The organism is Rhodococcus sp. IC4_135 (assembly GCF_011602025.1).
Taxonomy (GTDB): domain Bacteria; phylum Actinomycetota; class Actinomycetes; order Mycobacteriales; family Mycobacteriaceae; genus Rhodococcus_F; species Rhodococcus_F baikonurensis.
In genome coordinates this window covers 273,735-292,889 of sequence record NZ_JAAOLG010000004.1, presented here as the reverse complement: position 1 = coordinate 292,889, position 19,155 = coordinate 273,735, and the positions used below count along the sequence as shown (strand labels likewise).

Annotated in this window: 17 protein-coding genes; 9 read left to right on the top strand and 8 right to left on the bottom strand. The window is 63.5% G+C overall.

All coding sequences use genetic code 11. The annotated features are described in order from the left end of the window. Both tal and tkt read right to left on the bottom strand, forming a co-directional pair. Positions 1-1,125: a transaldolase gene (gene tal / locus G8767_RS11400; protein ID WP_166810208.1), complete on the bottom strand. Its 1,125-nt coding sequence runs from the start codon at positions 1,123-1,125 to the stop codon at positions 1-3. Positions 1,126-1,130: 5 nt separating this feature from the next. Further along, the gene (tkt, locus tag G8767_RS11395) at positions 1,131-3,233 is read right to left on the bottom strand and encodes a transketolase (protein ID WP_003944976.1); all 2,103 of its coding nucleotides are present in this window, start codon (positions 3,231-3,233) and stop codon (positions 1,131-1,133) included. A gap of 201 nt (positions 3,234-3,434) precedes the next feature. On the opposite strand from tkt, the gene G8767_RS11390 reads away from it, so the two are divergent. Continuing rightward, on the top strand, positions 3,435-4,418 hold the full coding sequence (locus tag G8767_RS11390) for a heme o synthase (RefSeq protein ID WP_003944994.1): 984 nt from the start codon (positions 3,435-3,437) through the stop codon (positions 4,416-4,418). A gap of 56 nt (positions 4,419-4,474) precedes the next feature. Here G8767_RS11390 and G8767_RS11385 read toward each other — a convergent pair whose 3' ends face one another. Continuing rightward, positions 4,475-5,440 carry a quinone oxidoreductase gene (locus G8767_RS11385; protein WP_166810207.1) on the bottom strand — a complete coding sequence of 322 codons (966 nt, stop codon included), beginning with the start codon at positions 5,438-5,440 and terminating at the stop codon, positions 4,475-4,477. A gap of 83 nt (positions 5,441-5,523) precedes the next feature. Between G8767_RS11385 and G8767_RS11380 the strand changes: the two genes are divergently transcribed. Then, positions 5,524-5,886, top strand: a complete 363-nt coding sequence (locus G8767_RS11380) for a hypothetical protein (protein ID WP_095970181.1) — start codon at positions 5,524-5,526, stop codon at positions 5,884-5,886. A 59-nt stretch (positions 5,887-5,945) separates the two neighbouring features. Here the strand turns inward: G8767_RS11380 and G8767_RS11375 are convergent, their stop codons facing one another. The 5 genes from G8767_RS11375 to mptB all read right to left on the bottom strand — a co-directional run bounded on the left by G8767_RS11375 (position 5,946) and on the right by mptB (position 12,090). Continuing rightward, the gene (locus G8767_RS11375; protein ID WP_185564770.1) at positions 5,946-6,920 is read right to left on the bottom strand and encodes a heme A synthase; all 975 of its coding nucleotides are present in this window, start codon (positions 6,918-6,920) and stop codon (positions 5,946-5,948) included. Between the two features lie 184 nt (positions 6,921-7,104). After that, positions 7,105-8,499: a hypothetical protein gene (locus G8767_RS11370; protein WP_206029251.1), complete on the bottom strand. Its 1,395-nt coding sequence runs from the start codon at positions 8,497-8,499 to the stop codon at positions 7,105-7,107. A 47-nt stretch (positions 8,500-8,546) separates the two neighbouring features. Further along, entirely contained in the window at positions 8,547-9,401 is an 855-nt protein-coding gene (locus G8767_RS11365; RefSeq protein WP_095970179.1) for an ABC transporter permease, read from the bottom strand. Next, positions 9,398-10,339, bottom strand: coding sequence for an ABC transporter ATP-binding protein (locus G8767_RS11360; protein ID WP_007727917.1), 942 nt, complete (start codon positions 10,337-10,339; stop codon positions 9,398-9,400). Before G8767_RS11360 ends, G8767_RS11365 begins: the two co-directional genes overlap by 4 nt. Next, positions 10,336-12,090 (bottom strand): polyprenol phosphomannose-dependent alpha 1,6 mannosyltransferase MptB, encoded by a 1,755-nt coding sequence (gene mptB, locus G8767_RS11355; RefSeq protein WP_124568617.1) that lies wholly within the window; start codon positions 12,088-12,090, stop codon positions 10,336-10,338. The genes G8767_RS11360 and mptB overlap by 4 nt, the downstream gene beginning before the upstream one ends. Positions 12,091-12,220: 130 nt before the next feature. Here mptB and G8767_RS11350 point away from each other — a divergent pair, with 130 nt between their 5' ends. The 7 genes from G8767_RS11350 (at position 12,221) to G8767_RS11320 (ending at position 18,897) form a co-directional block, all read left to right on the top strand. Beyond that, the gene (locus G8767_RS11350; RefSeq protein ID WP_296555487.1) at positions 12,221-12,967 is read left to right on the top strand and encodes a metalloregulator ArsR/SmtB family transcription factor; all 747 of its coding nucleotides are present in this window, start codon (positions 12,221-12,223) and stop codon (positions 12,965-12,967) included. Between the two features lie 184 nt (positions 12,968-13,151). Continuing rightward, complete coding sequence (sufB, locus tag G8767_RS11345) at positions 13,152-14,612, top strand: Fe-S cluster assembly protein SufB (RefSeq protein ID WP_003944799.1); 1,461 nt, start codon at positions 13,152-13,154, stop codon at positions 14,610-14,612. Continuing rightward, positions 14,612-15,832, top strand: a complete 1,221-nt coding sequence (gene sufD, locus G8767_RS11340; protein ID WP_124568616.1) for a Fe-S cluster assembly protein SufD — start codon at positions 14,612-14,614, stop codon at positions 15,830-15,832. Before sufB ends, sufD begins: the two co-directional genes overlap by 1 nt. A 61-nt stretch (positions 15,833-15,893) precedes the next feature. Beyond that, positions 15,894-16,700, top strand: coding sequence for a Fe-S cluster assembly ATPase SufC (gene sufC, locus G8767_RS11335; RefSeq protein WP_095970175.1), 807 nt, complete (start codon positions 15,894-15,896; stop codon positions 16,698-16,700). Between the two features lie 5 nt (positions 16,701-16,705). Beyond that, positions 16,706-17,971, top strand: a complete 1,266-nt coding sequence (locus G8767_RS11330) for a cysteine desulfurase (RefSeq protein WP_166810204.1) — start codon at positions 16,706-16,708, stop codon at positions 17,969-17,971. A 3-nt stretch (positions 17,972-17,974) separates the two neighbouring features. Further along, positions 17,975-18,478, top strand: a complete 504-nt coding sequence (gene sufU / locus G8767_RS11325; protein ID WP_095970173.1) for a Fe-S cluster assembly sulfur transfer protein SufU — start codon at positions 17,975-17,977, stop codon at positions 18,476-18,478. Further along, complete coding sequence (locus G8767_RS11320) at positions 18,475-18,897, top strand: metal-sulfur cluster assembly factor (RefSeq protein WP_003944963.1); 423 nt, start codon at positions 18,475-18,477, stop codon at positions 18,895-18,897. The genes sufU and G8767_RS11320 overlap by 4 nt, the downstream gene beginning before the upstream one ends. The last annotated feature ends 258 nt before the right edge of the window (positions 18,898-19,155 follow it).

Here is a 19,155-nt window from a genome sequence, read left to right as displayed (position 1 = left end):
TCAGCTCTTCTGGGTTGCTGCGCGGAGCTGCTCGGCGGTTGCGTCGAGCAACTCGTTCCAGGACACCTCGAACTTGTCGACGCCCTCTGTCTCGAGGACCTTGAACACGTCCGCAAGATCGATGCCGACTGCAGCGAGCTGATCGAAGACCGCCTGCGACTCCTGAGCGGTGCCCGAGATCGTGTCGCCGGTGATCTCGCCGTGGTCGGCGAGAGCGTCGAGCGTCTTCTCCGGCATGGTGTTGACCGTGTTCGGCGCAACCAACTCGGTGACGTAGAGCGTGTCGGGGTAATCCGGGTTCTTCACGCCGGTCGACGCCCACAGCGGACGCTGAGCCTTGGCGCCGTCGGCCAGAAGAGCCTGGAAGCGCGGCTGCACCTCGAAGATCTGCTGGTACGCGTTGTACGCCAGACGTGCGTTTGCGAGTGCAGCCTTGCCACGAAGCTCGAGGGCTTCCGGCGTGCCGATTGCCGTGAGGCGGTTGTCGATCTCGGAATCCACGCGGGAAACGAAGAACGAGGCGACCGACTCGATGGAGGAGATGTCGCGGCCGGCAGCCTTGGCGGTGTCGAGACCGTCGAGGTATGCGCCCATGACTGCTTCGTAGCGCTCGACCGAGAAGATCAAGGTGACGTTGACGCTGATGCCCTCGCCGATCACCTTGGCGATGGCGGGAATGCCTGCCAACGTCGCGGGGATCTTGATCAGGACGTTCGGGCGATCGACGATCTTGTGCAGCTCGATCGCCTGCGCGACGGTGGCGTCGGTGTCGTGTGCCAGGCGAGGATCGACCTCGATGGACACGCGTCCGTCGACGCCGTTCGACGCCTCGAACTGCGGAGCCAGGATGTCACACGCAGCACGCACGTCGTCGGTGGTCACCGCGGTGATGGTGGCGTCGACATCGGCGCCGCGCTGTGCGAGCTCACGGACCTGAGCGTCGTAGGCCGATCCCTTGGAGAGTGCTGCCTGGAAGATCGACGGGTTGGTCGTGACGCCCACGATCGACTTCGTGTCGATGAGGTTCTGCAGGTTGCCGGACTGGATGCGATCTCGCGAGAGGTCGTCGAGCCAGATGGAAACGCCTGCAGCGGAGAGCTTTTCGGTATTCACGTTCTGTGTCATCGAGATCATCCCTTCACAGCTGCGAGGGAGCGCTGCGCGGCTTCGACAGTCGCGTCGGCAGTGATGCCGAACTCCCGGAACAAGGTCTTGTAATCGGCGGAAGCGCCGTAGTGCTCGAGCGAGACGGCCTGACCGGCGTCGCCGAGGATGCGCCACCACGGCATCGCGATGCCGGCTTCGACGGACACACGCGCGCGGACGGCGGGCGGAATGACCTCGTCGCGGTACGCCTGATCCTGCTCGAGGAACCAGTCGAGGCAGGGCACGGAGACGACGCGGGTTGCGACGCCCTGAGCTTCGAGGGTCTCGCGAGCCTCGGTGGCCAGATGCAGTTCGGAACCGGTGGCCAGCAAGATGACCTCGGGCGAACCGTTGGCTGCGTCGACGAGGACGTAAGCGCCGCGCTTGACTCCCTCGGCAGCCTTCTCCTTGGTGCCTTCGAGAACCGGGATGTCCTGGCGGGTGAGTGCCAGAGCCGTCGGGCCCGTCTTGTTCTCGAGTGCTGCCTGCCATGCGAACGAGGTCTCGTTGGCGTCACCCGGGCGGACGACGGCGAGGTTCGGGATCGCACGAAGAGCAGCGAGGTGCTCGACCGGCTGGTGAGTCGGGCCGTCTTCGCCGAGACCGATGGAGTCGTGGGTCCAGACGTAGGTGACGGCAGTCTTCATCAGTGCGGCCAGGCGAACCGCCGGACGCATGTAATCGGAGAAGACCATGAAGGTTCCGCCGTACGGGCGGGTCGGGCCGTGCAGCGCAATGCCGTTGAGGATCGAGCCCATCGCGTGCTCACGGATACCGAAGTGGAGTGTGCGGCCGTAGGGCTGCGCATTCCAGTCGTTGGTGGAGATGGAGAAGGGGCCGAACGAATCTGCACCCTTGATGGTGGTGTTGTTGCTGCCTGCGAGGTCGGCGGAGCCGCCCCACAGCTCGGGCAGGATCGGTCCGAGCGCGTTGAGTGCCGAACCGGAGGCCTTGCGAGTCGCAACGCCCTTGGCGTCGGCCTCGTAGGTCGGCAGAGCGTCTGCCCAGCCGGCGGGGAATTCCCCGGCGAACAGGCGGTCGAAGAGTTCCTTGCGCTCGGTCTCACGTGCGGCCCACGCGTCGAACTCGACCTGCCATGCCTTGCGTGCGTCGGCGCCGCGGGAGACGACCTCACGGGCGTGAGCCAGCGCGTCGGCGTCGACGTCGAAGGACTTGGCCGGATCGAAGCCGAGGGCTTCCTTGACCGCGGCAACCTCGTCGGCACCGAGAGCGGAGCCGTGGACGTCGCCGGTGTTCATCTTCTTCGGAGCCGGGAAACCGATGATGGTGCGGAGCAAGATGATGGACGGACGATCGACGACGGCCTTGGCCGCGGCAACCGCGTCGAGGATGCCGGAGACGTTCTCGCCACCTTCGACGTGCTGAACGTGCCAGCCGTACGCCTCGTATCGCTTTCCGACGTCTTCGCCGAGAGCGATGGTGGTGTCGTGCTCGATGGAGATCTTGTTGTCGTCGTAGAAGACGATGAGGTTGCCCAGTTCCTGGACACCGGCGAGGGACGAGGCCTCGGACGTGACGCCTTCTTCGATGTCACCGTCGGACGCGATCACATAGATGTGATGGTCGAAGGGGGAGGAGCCGACCGGGGTCTCCGGATCGAACAGTCCGCGCTCACGACGCGCGGCCATCGCCATGCCGACTGCGGAGGCGAGACCCTGGCCCAGCGGACCGGTGGTCATCTCGACGCCGACGGTGTGGCCGACCTCGGGGTGACCGGGGGTCAGAGCGCCCCACGTGCGGAGAGCTTCGAGGTCAGCGAGCTCGAGACCGTAGCCCGACAGGTAGAGCTGGGTGTACAGCGTCAAGGACGAATGACCACAGGAAAGAACGAAGCGGTCACGGCCGACCCATTCTGCATCCGAAGGATCGTGGCGCATGACGCGCTGGAAGAGGGTGTATGCCAACGGCGCCAAGCTCATTGCAGTTCCGGGATGGCCGTTGCCGACCTTCTGAACCGCGTCGGCGGCGAGCACGCGGGCGGTATCGACAGCCTTGGTGTCCAGGTCGGTCCAGTCCGAGGGGTGGACGGGTTGCGTGAGGACGTGGATCTCGTCTGTGATCGACACTGGCAGATGTCTCCTGACATGGTGTACGTGGATTGCGAGGGTGGGGTGTCCCTCCACTGCGTAACCCAGCCTAATGGTCCTGGCTGTCCGGGTCGATTCGGTTCCTCAATGGCTGCGGTCTACCATCGTTCGTAGTAGAGAACAGTGTCAGCAGTGTGTCGTGAAGAGTTAGTGCGGTAACGCGTGGTGCAAGGAGAGAACGTGCGGACAGGGCAACAGCCGAGCGGACATGGCTTCGGCAGCCCAGGTGCCGCCCCGCGGGCGACCAATACCGATACGGTGTGGGGTCGCGCAACGGGCAAGGTTCTGGCTTATATCGCGCTCACGAAGCCGCGAGTGATCGAATTGCTGTTGGTGGCAACCATTCCGGCAATGCTGCTGGCCGATCGCGGAACAGTCGACATCGTTCTGATCCTCAGCACCCTGTTCGGTGGCTGGATGGGCGCGGCGAGTGCGAACTCGCTCAACTGCGTCGTCGACGCCGACATCGACAAGGTCATGAAGCGCACGGCGAAGCGTCCGCTGGCGCGCGAGGCGGTGCCGACACGTAACGCGCTCGTCTTCGGGCTTCTGCTCGGACTCGCATCGTTCCTGTGGCTGTGGTGGCGAGCCAACCTCCTCGCCGGCATCCTCGTCGTGATCACGATCGCGTTCTACGTCCTCATCTACACGATGGTGCTCAAGCGTCGTACCTGGCAGAACGTCATCTGGGGTGGCGCTGCCGGATGCATGCCCGTGCTAGTCGGCTGGGCCGCTGTCACCGGGTCGCTGAGCTGGCAGCCCGTCGTGCTGTTCCTGATCATCTTCTTCTGGACGCCGCCGCACACCTGGGCGCTCGCCATGCGCTACAAAGAGGACTACAAAGCTGCCGGTGTTCCCATGCTTCCGGTGATCGCCACCGAAGAGCACGTCACCAAGCAGATCCTGTTCTACAGCTGGGCAATGGTCGTCACGACGCTTGTCCTCGTGCCCGCTTCGGGCGTCATCTACGCCGCCATCACCATCGTCGCCGGTGCGTGGTTCCTGCTCATGGCACATCAGCTGTACCGCAGCGTTCGTGGCGGTGCTCAGGTCAAGCCGCTGCGCCTGTTCCTGCAGTCCAACAACTATCTTGCGATCGTTTTCGTCGGCCTCGCCGTCGACTCGGTTCTCGGACTCCAGACGATCAGCGACATGCTCAGCTGATTCTGCTGTGCGCCTTTATCAACCGCGGGCGGTTAATAAAGGCGCACAGCACTTCGTTAGGGGATCAGAACGATTGATCCTGTCGTTGCTCGACCTTCCAGATCCCGATGGGCCGTCGCCGCATCGGCGAGGGTATACTCGGCGCCGACGCGAATATCGAGTTTCCCGGCCGCAATGGCGTCGAAGACATCGCCGGCACGCCAGGTCAGTTCCTCGCGAGTGCGAATGTGGTGCGCGAGCGTCGGACGCGTCAGGAACAGCGATCCCGACGAGTTGAGCCGCTGCGGATCGACAGGCGGAACCGGTCCACTGGCCGCACCGAACAACGCGACCGTGCCGCGGATACGCACGGAAGCCAAGCTCGAATCGAAGGTCGTCGCGCCGACACCGTCGTACGCTGCCGCTACTCCTTCGCCGCCGGTCAATTCCCGCACACGCGCTGCGATGTCCTCTTCGTACCGCAAGACCTCCGAGGCGCCGGCGCCACGCGAGAGTTCTTCCTTCGCATTCGATGACACAGTGGTGATGACCTTCGCACCGAGGCTGACGGCCATCTGCGTCAGGATCAACCCGACGCCACCCGCACCTGCGTGCACGAGCACGGTGTCGCCGCTCTGGATCGAATACGTCGACTTCGCGAGGTAGTGCGCTGTCATCCCCTGCAGGAGCGCCGACGCCGCGGCCGAGGCGGGGACACCGTCGGGCACTTTCACGGCGACTGCGGCGGGAACAGCCACCTTCTCGGCATAGCTGCCGGTGGCCGCAGCCCACGCGACACGGTCGCCCACAGTGAATTCGGAGACGTCGGATCCGACAGCTTCGACAACACCGCTGCCCTCGTCGCCGGGAATGTAGGGGAGCGGACGCTTGTACTGGCCCATTCGGAAGTACGTGTCGATGAAATTGATGCCGATCGCTTCGGTCTTGACGAGTAGATCGCCTGGGCCGGGTGTCGGTTCGGGTTGTTCGGTCAGAGTCAGAACCTCTGGTCCGCCGGTCTCGGTCACGTAGATGGCTCGCATGGTTTCTGTTCTACACCCGAGGCGGCCGACGCTCAGTCCATGCCTGGTGTCGCTTTCGGGCTACCGACCAGTATTGTCGAGTCATGAGCACCGATACCGAGAAGTCGGACGCCACCCCGTCCGCGCCGGAACTGCCGAAGTCCACGGTGAACGCCATCACCAAGTTCGTCGCCGAGCACGGCGGCACCGCCAGCGCGGTCATCCAGCCGGTCGGCCTCGCCGGCGTCCGCATCACCCTCGTAGGTGCCGACGGCATCCTCGGTGATCAGGTCGTCGAGGACCTCGCCACGGCCAACGCGGTCGTCGCTTCCTTCGACACCGTCACCGTTGCCGAGTGGGAGCGTGAGCTGACGAGCATCGTCACCCCGCAAGACGGCCACTTCAAGAAGATGGCCGGTTGGGTCGCCAACCAGACTCGGTTCCCGAAAGCACGCAACGAATCCTGAAACGACGTGTGGGGCGTAGGAACACCTTTCGGTGTTCCTACGCCCCACACGTGTAAGTATCAGGCAGCTGGTACGGGCGAACTGGTCGGCGTGAACTGGCGAGTCTTACCCGCAGCCCACACTGCAGCGGTCGCAGCAGTGCACAGACCGGCACCGGCGACGTGCATGATCACCAGGACCTCCGGCACATCGGTGAAGTACTGAACGACACCGATGAGTGACTGCGCGAGGATAAGCCCCAGGAGGACCTTCAAGCGGATCTTCACCGCCGCTGATGTCCCGACCGCATACAGGCCGAAGGTCAGACCCACGACCAGTGCGAGGTATCCGACCAGCAACTGCGAGTGCAGATGAACGAGCGTCACGATCTCGATTTCCAGGCGGGGCACCGTTCGGTCCAGTCCCTTGTCACCCGCGTGCGGGCCTGCACCCGTTACGAGGGTGCCAGCGACCAGCACGCCGGCCAGCGCAACTCCGGACAGCGCGGTCAGCCAACGCAGCGGCTTCGGCATCACGATCAGAGTTGTTGCCTCGTCGGGTTCGGCGATCTTCGCGTACATCACCGTGGCGACCCAGACCATCAGCATCGACGCCACCAGGTGGATTGCCACCGTCCACCACAGCAGGCCTGTGAGGACGGTGATACCGCCGATCACTGCCTGCACGACCGTGCCGAGCGGCATCATCCAGGCGTAGACAAGCACCTCTTTGCGGCGGCGAGCGCGAGTCACCGCGAGCACGATAGCGGCCGCGACAATCACAACCAGGAACGTGAGCAGACGGTTGCCGAATTCGACGGCTTGATGAATCACCGCGACCTGTCCGTGGCCGACCGGGACGAAGCTACCGGGGAAGCACTGCGGCCACGTCGGGCAGCCGAGTCCCGAGTCCGTCACGCGCACCACCGCGCCGGTGACAGCGATACCACCCTGCGTCAGGATCACGATGAACGCGATGATCTTCTGCGTTTTCAGCGAGGGGAGAGGTAGTCGATCCACCAAGCGTAAAAATCCGGCATACACACGATTCACCACGCCAACGATGGTAGTTCCCCGTCAACTACACAGTGTCGTTGGGGGCAGCTCGCTCCGCGCCTGCCCCGTGTCGTTGGGGGCAGCTCGCTCCGCGCCTGCCCCGTGTCGTTGGGGGCAGCTCGCTCCGCGCCTGCCCCATGTCGTCGGGACCAGAACTGCGCAGCGCCGTGGGGCCCAGCTCGCATCAGTTCGCGCGAACCCGCACGATTCCCGAGATCGTTCCCTGGAAGTACTCGCCGGACTCGGTGATGAGTGCCGACATCTGCAGGGTGTCGTTGAGGATGGTCGACGGCAGCGGAGTCGAACCGATCTGTGACCCGTCCTTCGAGTCGATCACCGCGAACGAGTAACCGTCCAGCGGAGAGGTGTTCGCAGCGCCGTCCCGTGTCACGGTGTAGATCGAGCCGTCAGCCGTCGACAGGTGGGGTACCGCGGAGCTACGAATGGTGTTGTCCCACACGACATGGCAGCCGACCGGATCGATGTCGACGCGGGTCATTCCGCCGTTGAAGGGTGCCGTGGCGGGGACTGCTGGACCGGCACCTTCAGGAGTCGTGGGGTACGGGTATCCGTAAGTGCCGGCGACGTAGACGGAATGACCGATGCCTACGGGGGAGTTCTCGCTGCCGCTCGGCGAGCCGTCCTGGCTGGCCGCGGACAACACCGGCTGCGTGCACACCTCGGCGCCCGTGTCAGCGCGATAGACGTGCAAGCTCACCGTCGGATGAGCGTTGTCGACGATGGTCAAGAAATCGCTGCCTGTCGAAGGACCGAAGTACGTCGGCGTCGATCCGGTTCCCCAGCTGAGCTGACCCGGATTGCGGGCAGGCCCGCGGTCGTACGGCTGACGCCAGTCGATGACGACCTCGTCGCCGCTTCGCTTCAGTTGGTAGAGCGCGTGGGTTGTCGCGACGGCAGTACCCGTCGGTGAGGTGGAGATGCTGTTCTGCACCTGTTCACCCTCGGGAAGCGCAATGCTGTGCGCGATCCGATCCGTGCCGACATACCCCACGGTGCCGTGCCCGGTGGCGAACCAGACATTGCCTTCCCAGTCCGGAGCGAGGCCGGTGACGTTGTCGTCGGAGGCGACCGCACCACTGAGATCGATGACATCCGCGAGTTCCAGACGCCAACTGCCGTCCGGATTTTGCGCATGGGAAATGCGAACCAGTTGACGGTTTCCGTCGACGGCGACGAGACGGTTCTCGTTGTCGAGGTAGGCGTAGACGCCGCCGAGCAGACTGCCCTTCGCGAGCGGCAGTTGTGCCACGGATCTACCCAACGGCGTGGCGTCGGCCTTCGGATCGATCAAATGGATGGTGGGGATCTGGCCGATCATCGTCGTGCAGAGCGAGACGACCATGCCGTCGGAACCCTGGAGAACCGTCGGGCAGGCGGCCATCATCGGGAAGGCAGTGACCTCGTGGGGGCCGGTTCCGGGACCAGGCAGCGGAGTGACGTCGGACGAGCCGGCGTCACCGTGCATGGTGGAGGTGCCGACGGGACCGAGGTACGGATTTGCAGGTGCGAGTGGACCGGACACCGAAGGGGTCGCCGTTGCGGGTCCGGCACACAACATCACTGTTGCGGCGACACAGCCGACGATCTGAGCTGTCCGTCGTGTACTCACGTGAACTTGAACCACCTTGCTGCGCAGACACCGGCCACCGCGGCCCAGATGAGAAGTACGAGAATCGAGAACCAGTCCATCGAGGTGTCGAGGGCCGCTTCGAGTGCATGTGCGAGAGCGCCGGAGGGAACTATTCGCACCAGCGTGTGAACAGCGGTCGGCAGTTCGCCACTGGCGAAGACCACACTGCCGATGCCCACCATGATGAACCACAAGACGTTGGCGAGCGCGAGAACGATCTCTGCGCGCAACGTGCCGCCGAGCAGCAGTCCGAGCGCTGCAAAGGTGACGGTACCGATGGCAATGACCACGGCGCCGAGTAGAAGTTCGACGACCGACGGACGCCACCCCAACGCCAAGCCGATGGCACCGAGCAGCAGTGACTGCAGGGCAACAACGATGATGACGGCAGCGCTCTTACCGGCGATGATTCCCCACCGTGGGAGGGGAGTGGCACCGAGTCGTTTGAGCGCGCCGTATCGGCGATCGAATCCGACGGCGATGGCCTGTCCGGTGAACGCCGTCGACATCACGGCAACCATCATGACACCAGGGAGCACGGTATCGACCCGAGAATCGCCCAAATCGCCGATCGGAAGTAGACACAGTCCGATGAGGAGGGTGATCGGGATGAACATGGTGAGTAGCAATTGCTCACCGTTGCGGAGCAGCAGAGTCAGCTCCAGTTTGGTCTGCGCCGCCAGCATCTTGGCCGCCGAACTGGGGCGGGGATCCGGCGAGAAGGTGCCTGGCTCGAAGCGGTTCTCGGCGAGCCGCCGGTCTCTGGCAACGCTGATGGGACTGCTCTGGCCGTTCGACGCTGTTTCGTTCATGACCTTGATCTCCGTCATCCCCTCAGTTCCCGGCCCGTCAATTCGAGGAAGACGTCTTCCAGACTCCGTTGATCGACGCGAATGTCGTTGATCAGCACGTCCTGATCGGCACACCACGTCGCAACTGTTGCCACGGTTGCCGGATCGATTGCACCTTCGACGACGTAGGTGCCGGGGTTGGATTCCTCGATGCGGAACCCGGCGAGTGAACCGGCCAGCGAATCGAGGCTCAAACCGGGAACCGTCGTCAGACGGAGTTGTCCTTCGGCGCCCTTGCTGGTGACCTCGGCCGGCGTTCCCGACGCGACGATCTTGCCGTGGTCGATGATGACCAGTTCGTCGGCGAGCGCTTCGGCCTCGTCCATGAGGTGCGTGGTGAGCAGAACGCTCACGCCGTCGCGTCGCAGAGCGTCGATGAGTTCCCACACGAGTAGACGCGCCTGAGCGTCGAGTCCGGCGGTGGGTTCGTCGAGAAATACCAATTCGGGACGGCCGACCAGCGCGCATGCCAGGGACAGTCGTTGCTGCTGGCCTCCGGAGAGACGACGGTACGGGGTCTTGCGCGCATCGGTGAGGCCGAGTTTGGAAAGCAGCCAGGCGGGATCGAGCGGGTCGGCCGAGTATGCGGCGACGAGGTCGAGCATTTCTCCGGCCTTGGACCCGGGGTACGCGCCGCCGCCTTGCAACATGACGCCGATTCGCGATCGGACTTCACCGGAGTCGGCGATGGGGTCGAGTCCGAGCACCCGAACGGTGCCGGCGTCTGGGGTGACGAACCCTTCGCACATCTCGACGGTGGTTGTCTTACCGGCTCCGTTGGGGCCGAGCAGGGCAACGACCTGGGCCGTCTCGACAGTGAGATCGATACCGTCGACGGCTCGAACACCGTCGAAGGACTTGACGACACCCTGGATCTGTACCGCCGGCGTCGACGATCTGGAGGCTCTCGAGGTCACGGGGAATCAGCGTAAGCCCCCGCCGAGTTGTCTTCGTCTACCGGTCCGCCTTTCGTGATCTCCGCTACTGGCTTGTCGCTACGCCAGGGGAGTGAATTGCGGGTGAAGACGATGAGCGTTCCGGCGGTGAGGATGGTCGCGATGACGGCCTGCACGATCATGAACGGAAGATATTCGGCGCCGTTGGACATCAACATGACGCTGACGATCGAAGTGAAGACCACAGCTGGGATACGGAAGATCGGCGCGGTGGCCCACGCGGCCAACGGGAGAATCGCCCACAGCAGGTACCACGGCTGAACGACGGGGAACAGGAGAACGATCGCGCCGAGGGCGATGCCGAGTCCACCGACCGGGTGAATGCGACCCATGTATACCGAGATCATCATCCGCGCGGTGATGAGCATCGCGACGAGATACGCGATGGGCCGCGTGATCGTGAGGATCGCGGTGGTGTGATCACCGAGCCCGAGCAGTACGCCGGCCAGTCCCGTGCCGACGCCCAGCAGCGTCGGGATGGACATCCAACTCCGCACCGCCGTTGCGGTACCGAGCGTGTTGATCCAACCCATGCCGAGCCCACTGGCCACGCTGATGACGAACGTGACGACGGCGGCAACGATGCCCAGAAGAATCGCGGCTCCCGCCAGTGCTTTCCAGGTTCCACCCCAACGCCGGGCCAAGGCCATGCCGACAAATCCCAGTGCAAGCAAGGACGGAATCTTGACCGTCGAGGACAACGCGATCAACCCGGATCCCGCGACGAGATAGAACAGTGCTTGCCCACGGATGGGCTCGGACCCTTCGACTGCCCGGAGGGCGATCTCGATTCCGGCGAGCATCAACCCGAGCATGAGAGCTTCGTTGTGGATGCCGGCTACCAAGTGGAAGAGCAACAGCGGGTTCGCGGCACCGAGCCAGAGTGAACTGACGGCAGAGACACCGCATCGCTTGGCCAGTCGCGGTATCGCCCACACGATGAGCGCGACGCCGGCCAGTGCGAGCAGGCGGTGCAGGAAGATTCCGGCAACGATGTTGTCGCCGGTCAGTGAGCTGATCCCGCGTCCCAGCCACAGGAAGAACGGTCCGTACGGAGCTGGGGTGTCGCGCCAGATCGTCGGAACCGTGCGGGTCAGAACGTGGTCGACGCCCAGCGCCGCCTTGGGGCCGATGGCATACGGATCGAGTCCACGGGCCGCGATTTCGCTTTGTGCCAGATACGAGTAGACGTCGCGGCTGAACATCGGCGGCGCGACCGAGAGCGGCAGGATCCACAGCAGAAGTGTGCGGTCCAGCTGAGAACGGGTCATGCGCCGCGGCGCGCCGGAACGGCTGCGTATGTCTCCGACAGCGAATCGGCCCATCATCAGCCAGGCGAGAACGACGAGCACGGTTCCGGTCATCGTCATGGTGAGTGAGACGGTCGGCATACGTCCGGGCAGGCTGAGGACTCGAAGTCCTGCGGTCGGATTCTGAAGGACGGGTTGTGCGCCCGCGCCGAGTGCGCCGACTGCCATCAGTACCGCGCCGGTTGCTCCGAATCTGCGGATCCCGCGCAGTTGTGCAGTTTCCTTCGCATTCAGGCCCGGGCGCTCGTCTTCGTCGCCGTGCAACACCGCGGCCATACTCTGCCGGGGAGCGGAACCGAAAGGCCGAACGCCGATCGTGGAAAGCGCGAGTGCCTTGGGTTTTTCCAGCAGGATCGCGCGCGCCGATCGCGCGGTCGTCGTCTTCTCGGGGGTCTGCGGCACACCAGGCAGCGTAGCGGCTCCATCCAGCCGGACAGACAAGCACAAACAACGTACGTTGTCCGGATATTCCCGAATGTAATGCAGGTTGCCCTTAGTAGACCTGCGAAAAGAATTCCGTCACACTTGTGTTGTGAAAAGAAATGCGTCAGACCCTCGAAGCAAGGAAGTTGCAGGTCAGCCCACTGTAGCGACCTCGCAGAGTGCTGTCGCAAATCCGGTGACGGTGGGCGTCGAAGGCCAGACCCGGGCCGCAGTGGTCAAGCTGCTACTCGAAGAAGGCCCCATTACCGCCTCCGAAATCGGCACACGCCTCGGTTTGAGTGCCGCAGGTGTCCGACGTCACTTGGATGCGTTGATCGAGTCCGGCGAAGCCCGAACGGCTTCGGCGTCGTCGCTGCGCCAGCGCGGACGAGGTCGTCCCGCCAAGCAGTTCCAGATCACCGCGACCGGTCGCGGGCGCCTGGGCCACACCTACGACGATCTGGCGGGAGCCGCGATGCGGCAACTCCGTGAAATCGGCGGAGATGCGGCAATCGAGGAATTCGCCAAGCGTCGGGTTCAGGCGATCGTCGGAGACGTCGAACCGGCTGATCCGACGGATGTCGACAACGTCGAAGCGACAGCGGACGCAATCGCCGAAGCTTTCAACGCGGTGGGGTTCGCAGCGTCGACCCGGCCGGTCGGCAACGGTGTGCAGATCTGCCAACATCACTGCCCGGTTTCCCATGTGGCAGAAGAGTTTCCGGAACTGTGCGAAGCAGAGCAGCAAGCATTCCGGCAGTTGCTCGGAACGCATGTCCAGCGTCTGGCAACCATCGCCAACGGTGACTGCGCCTGCACGACGCACGTGCCCCTCGTGTCCACCGGGAGTAGATGACCGGACCACAGTGTTCTACCGAGAGTTCTACCGAGAGTGTTGTTCTACAGAGTGATTCCGCAGAGCAGCGTTCGAATAGAGATTTTTCAGCTAGTTCTTCAAAGTCAGAACTGCTCGACTGCAGCGACCAGCCCTCGCTGAAACCGAGCAGCCGTCAAGAAACAAGACTCCGGAAGGAGCTCGCATGACCGTCACATCAGACCAGGCGACTACCACTGCGGCAGCAGGCACCGAGCCGCTCACGCAGGAAGAGACCATCGCGTCCCTCGGTCATTACGGCTACGGCTGGTCCGATTCCGACGAAGCCGGAGCCAGCGCGCAGCGCGGGTTGTCCGAGGCTGTCGTGCGGGACATCTCCGCCAAGAAGAGCGAGCCCGAGTGGATGCTCGACATCCGGCTCAAGGCGCTGCGCACCTTCGACAAGAAGCCGATGCCGAACTGGGGCAGCGACCTCGAAGGCATTCACTTCGACAACATCAAGTACTTCGTCCGGTCCAGCGAGAAGCAGGCCGAGTCGTGGGAAGACCTGCCCGAGGACATCAAGAACACGTACGACAAGCTAGGCATCCCCGAGGCGGAGAAGCAGCGCCTCGTTGCCGGCGTCGCAGCTCAGTACGAGTCCGAGGTCGTCTACCACTCGATCCGTGAGGATCTCGAGGAGCAGGGCGTCATCTTCCTCGACACGGACACCGGCCTCAAGCAGCACCCGGAGCTGTTCAAGGAGTACTTCGGATCGGTCATCCCGGCCGGCGACAACAAGTTCTCCGCGCTGAACACCGCCGTGTGGTCGGGCGGCTCGTTCATCTACGTTCCGCCGGGAGTCCACGTGGACATCCCGCTGCAGGCGTACTTCCGCATCAACACCGAGAACATGGGTCAGTTCGAGCGCACCCTGATCATCGTCGACGAAGATGCCTCCGTGCACTACGTCGAGGGTTGCACCGCGCCGATCTACAAGTCCGATTCACTGCACTCGGCCGTAGTCGAGATCATCGTGAAGAAGGGCGGCCACTGCCGTTACACGACCATCCAGAACTGGTCCAACAACGTCTACAACCTGGTGACCAAGCGCACCAAGGTCGAAGCCGGCGGATCCATGGAGTGGGTCGACGGCAACATCGGCTCCAAGGTCACCATGAAGTACCCGGCCGTGTGGCTGATGGGCGAGTACGCCCGCGGTGAGGTTCTCTCCGTCGCGTTCTCCGGTGAGGGCCAGCACCAGGACACCGGCGCCAAGATGCTCCACCTCGCGCCGCACACGTCCTCGACCATCATCAGCAAGTCTGTCGCCCGTGGCGGTGGACGTGCGTCGTACCGCGGTCTGGTTCAGGTCAACAAGGGTGCCCACGGCTCCAAGTCGACCGTCAAGTGTGACGCTCTGCTCGTCGACCAGATCAGCCGCAGCGACACCTACCCGTACGTCGACATCCGCGAGGACGACGTCACCATGGGTCACGAGGCCACGGTTTCCAAGGTCAGCGACGATCAGCTCTTCTACCTGATGAGCCGCGGACTGACCGAGGACGAGGCGATGGCCACCATCGTGCGTGGATTCGTCGAGCCCATCGCGAAGGAACTCCCGATGGAGTACGCGCTCGAGCTCAACCGCCTTATCGAACTTCAGATGGAAGGGGCTGTGGGTTAGTGACCACGCCAGAGACCGGAGTCATCGGAGCTGTTGCCGGGGAGAACCCGACCGCTCCAGTAAAGGGTGCAGCCACCGGCTCGCCCATCACGAACAAGGGTGAGCAGTTCTCCTCGTTCGACGTCAATGCATTCGAGGTCCCGGGCGGACGTGACGAGATCTGGCGGTTCACCCCACTGCGTCGTCTGCGCGGCTTGCACGACGGCAGTGCCGTTGCCAACGCTCAGGTCACCGTCGAGGTGGACGGGGGAAGCGACATCACCGTCGAGACCGTCGGCCGTGACGACGAGCGTCTGGGCAAGGCTGGTGTTCCTGCGGATCGCATTGCAGCGCAGGCGTACTCGAGCTTCGAGACTGCGACGGTCATCTCGGTTGGCGCCGAGGTCGAGGTCGAGAAGCCCGTCGTGGTCACCATGACCGGCCCCGGAGTCGACAATGTCGCCTTCGGGCACACCCAGATTCGTCTGGCGCAGTTCGCCAAGGCGACGTTCGTGATCGACCAGCGCGGCAGCGGAACCTTCGCGGAGAACATCGAATTCGTTCTCGGTGACAGCTCGCAGTTGACCGTGGTGGCGATTCAGGACTGGGCGGACGATGCAGTTCACGTCACGTCACACCATGCTCGCCTGAACCGCGACGCAGTGCTTCGGTACACCTCGATCAGCCTGGGCGGCGACCTGGTTCGCCTGTCCGCCACCGTCAAGTACGACGGACCGGGCGGCGACGCCGAACTGCTCGGCCTGTACTTCGCCGACGCCGGCCAGCATCTGGAACAGCGTCTGCTGGTGGATCATTCGCAGCCCAACTGCAAGTCCAACGTGGTCTACAAGGGTGCGCTTCAGGGCGATCCCGGATCCGGCAAGCCCGACGCGCACACCGTGTGGATCGGCGACGTTCTCATCCGCGCCGCAGCGGAGGGCACCGACACGTTCGAGCTCAACCGCAACCTGGTGCTGACCGACGGCGCCCGCGCCGACTCGGTTCCGAACCTCGAAATCGAGACCGGTGAGATCGTCGGAGCCGGTCACGCAAGTGCAACGGGACGTTTCGACGACGAGCAGCTGTTCTATCTGCGTGCTCGTGGTATCCCGGAGGATCAGGCTCGTCGTCTGGTCGTACGTGGGTTCTTCCACGAAATCATCAACAAGATCGCTGTTCCCGAGGTGCGCGATCGCCTCGAAGCCGCAGTCGAAGCCGAACTCGCAGCCGTCGGCTCCTGACCGCCCCGCCGGCGACACCACCCCGTCGCTACGCTCGCCCGCCTCATCTTGAAGGAATTTCATGTCTACCAGTGACAACAACACCACCTCGGTCCTCGAGGTTCGTGACCTGCACGTCGAGGTCGCCAACTCCGATGCGAACGCCGAGCCCATCCAGATCCTCAAGGGCGTCGACCTGACGGTCCGCTCCGGCGAGACCCACGCGATCATGGGCCCCAACGGATCGGGCAAGTCGACTCTGTCGTACGCCATCGCCGGTCACCCCAAGTACCAGGTCACGTCCGGCTCCATCACCCTCAACGGTGAAGACGTCCTCGCGATGAGCGTCGACGAGCGTGCACGTGCCGGGCTCTTCCTGGCCATGCAGTACCCCGTCGAGGTTCCCGGCGTATCCATGTCCAACTTCCTGCGCACCGCCGCTACGGCCGTGCGAGGCGAGGCTCCCAAGCTGCGCCACTGGGTCAAGGAAGTCAAGGAAGCCCTCAGCGAGCTCGAGATCGACCCCTCGTTCATCGAGCGTTCGGTCAACGAAGGTTTCTCCGGTGGTGAGAAGAAGCGCCACGAGATCCTGCAGTTGGGCATGCTCAAGCCGAAGATCGCGATCCTCGACGAGACCGACTCCGGCCTCGACGTCGACGCTCTGCGCACCGTCTCCGAAGGTGTCAACCGCTACAAGGAGCGCGAGAACGGCGGCGTTCTGCTGATCACGCACTACACGCGCATTCTGCGCTACATCAACCCCGACTTCGTTCACGTGTTCGTCGGTGGCCGCATCGTCGAGTCCGGCGGACCGGAACTGGCCGACGAGCTCGAGACCAACGGCTACGTTCGTTTCACCGCGGACACCGCAGCTACCCAGGGAGCGTAATCACGATGACCACCTCGGTGCGCGAGCTCGACGTCACAGCGGTTCGGGCCGACTTCCCGATCCTGGCGCGAACCGTGCGCGACGGAAAACCTTTGGTGTACTTGGATTCCGGCGCTACCTCGCAGCGTCCGGTCCAGGTTCTCGATGCCGAACGGGACTTCCTGACCACGTGTAACGCGGCAGTACACCGGGGTGCTCATCAGCTCGCAGAAGAGGCGACGGACGCGTACGAGAATGCTCGCGCCACCATCGCTTCCTTCGTGGGCGCGGATTCGGACGAGTTGGTGTTCACCAAGAACGCCACCGAGGCACTGAATCTCGTCACCTACGTTCTCGGTGACGATCGCTTCGACCGCCATGTCGGTCCTGGCGACGAAATCGTCATCACCGAACTCGAACACCACGCCAACCTCGTTCCCTGGCAGGAACTTGCGCGCCGAACCGGTGCGACGCTCAAGTGGTACGGCGTGACCGACGACGGCCGGATCGATCTCGATTCGCTGGAGTTGACGGGCGCGGTGAAGGTTGTTTCGTTCACCCACCAGTCCAACGTGACCGGCGCTATCGCACCCGTCGAGGAATTGGTGCGACGAGCACGCGCCGTCGGTGCACTGGTCGTGCTCGACGCGTGCCAGTCGGTGCCTCACATGGCCGTCGACTTCCACGAATTGGGAGTGGACTACGCGGCGTTCTCCGGTCACAAGATGCTCGGCCCTTCGGGGGTCGGAGTTCTCTACGGCCGTCGTGAACTGCTGGCAGCGATGCCTCCGTTCATCACCGGTGGCTCGATGATCGAGACGGTCACCATGGAGGTCAGCACCTACGCGCCGCCACCTCAGCGTTTCGAGGCCGGCGTACCGATGACCTCACAGGTGGTCGGACTGGGCGCTGCCGTGGATTACCTGAACACCTTCGGGATGGACGCAGTCGCCGCGCACGAGCACGTGTTGGTCGAGGATGCTCTCGAGAAGCTGTCTGCGATCGAAGGTCTGCGCATCATCGGACCACAGACGTCCGAGAACCGCGGCGGCGCGATTTCCTTTGTCGTGGACGGTATTCATGCCCACGACCTCGGGCAGATCCTCGACGACGAGGGCGTCGCGATCCGCGTCGGACACCATTGTGCGTGGCCGCTGCACCGTAAGTTCGGTGTCGCTGCTACGGCCCGTGCGTCGTTTGCGCTCTACAACACCACCTCGGAAATCGATGTTCTCGTCGCAGCGATCAAGCGTGCGCAGGAATTTTTCGGTGTCGCAGGGGAGTTGAACTGAATCATGCGCATGGAGCAGATGTATCAGGAAGTGATCCTCGATCACTACAAACATCCGCACGGCCGCGGACTCCGTGAGCCGTTCGGCGCCGAGGTGCACCACGTCAACCCGACGTGTGGCGACGAGGTGACGTTGCGCGTCCAGATCTCCGAGGACGGAACGGTCTCCGATGTCTCGTACGACGGGCAGGGTTGTTCGATCAGCCAGGCGTCGACGTCGGTGCTCAACGACCTCGTCATCGGGATGCAGGTCACCGACGCACTGAAGACGGTGACGGCGTTCAACGAGATGGTGAGCAGTCGGGGCACCGTCGAGGGGGACGAGGACGTTCTCGGTGACGGCATCGCGTTCGTCGGTGTCTCGAAGTATCCGGCACGCGTGAAGTGCGCCTTGCTCGGATGGATGGCATTCAAGGATGCTGTAGTCCAGATTGTCGACGGCGGTGCTGTCACGACGGCGGACAGCAGCAGTGAATTGGTCGACACGACTGAAGGACAGGGATCATGACCGAGACACAACCAGTGCAGGACGCCGAGGTCGGCGCTCCGGTGAATCCGAATCCCGATTCCACTGCGGAATTCGGTGGCGCACAGGGCAGTGGCACTGTCCCGTCGCCTGAGCGACTCGACGAACTCGAAGAAGCGATGCGCGACGTCGTCGACCCCGAACTGGGAATCAACGTCGTCGATCTGGGCTTGGTCTACGGACTCTTCGAAGACGACGGCGTCGTCACGATCGACATGACTTTGACGTCGGCGGCGTGCCCGTTGACCGACGTGATCGAGGACCAGGCACGCGGCGCACTGGTGCGTAGCGATCTGTGTACCGACATGAAGATCAACTGGGTGTGGTTGCCGCCGTGGGGACCGGACAAGATCACCGAAGACGGACGCGAGCAACTGCGCGCACTCGGCTTCACGGTCTGACAAGCAACCTCGGCACGATCAACTGAATAGATTTCACCGGAGCGTCGGTGCCCGTTCGTCGGGTACCGGCGCTTCGGTTTGTTATATAGGGCCGTTTTAGCCATGATATTCAGGACAATAGTCCCAAATGGTTGTTTGATGAATATTTGCTGGAAGCTGACTGATCGGTAACATCGCAGCTGATTGTCACGATGTGATCTCCGGCGGGCGATTTGCCAGTTTCCGCCCGAGCTTTCCAATGTATTCGTCTCATTTCGA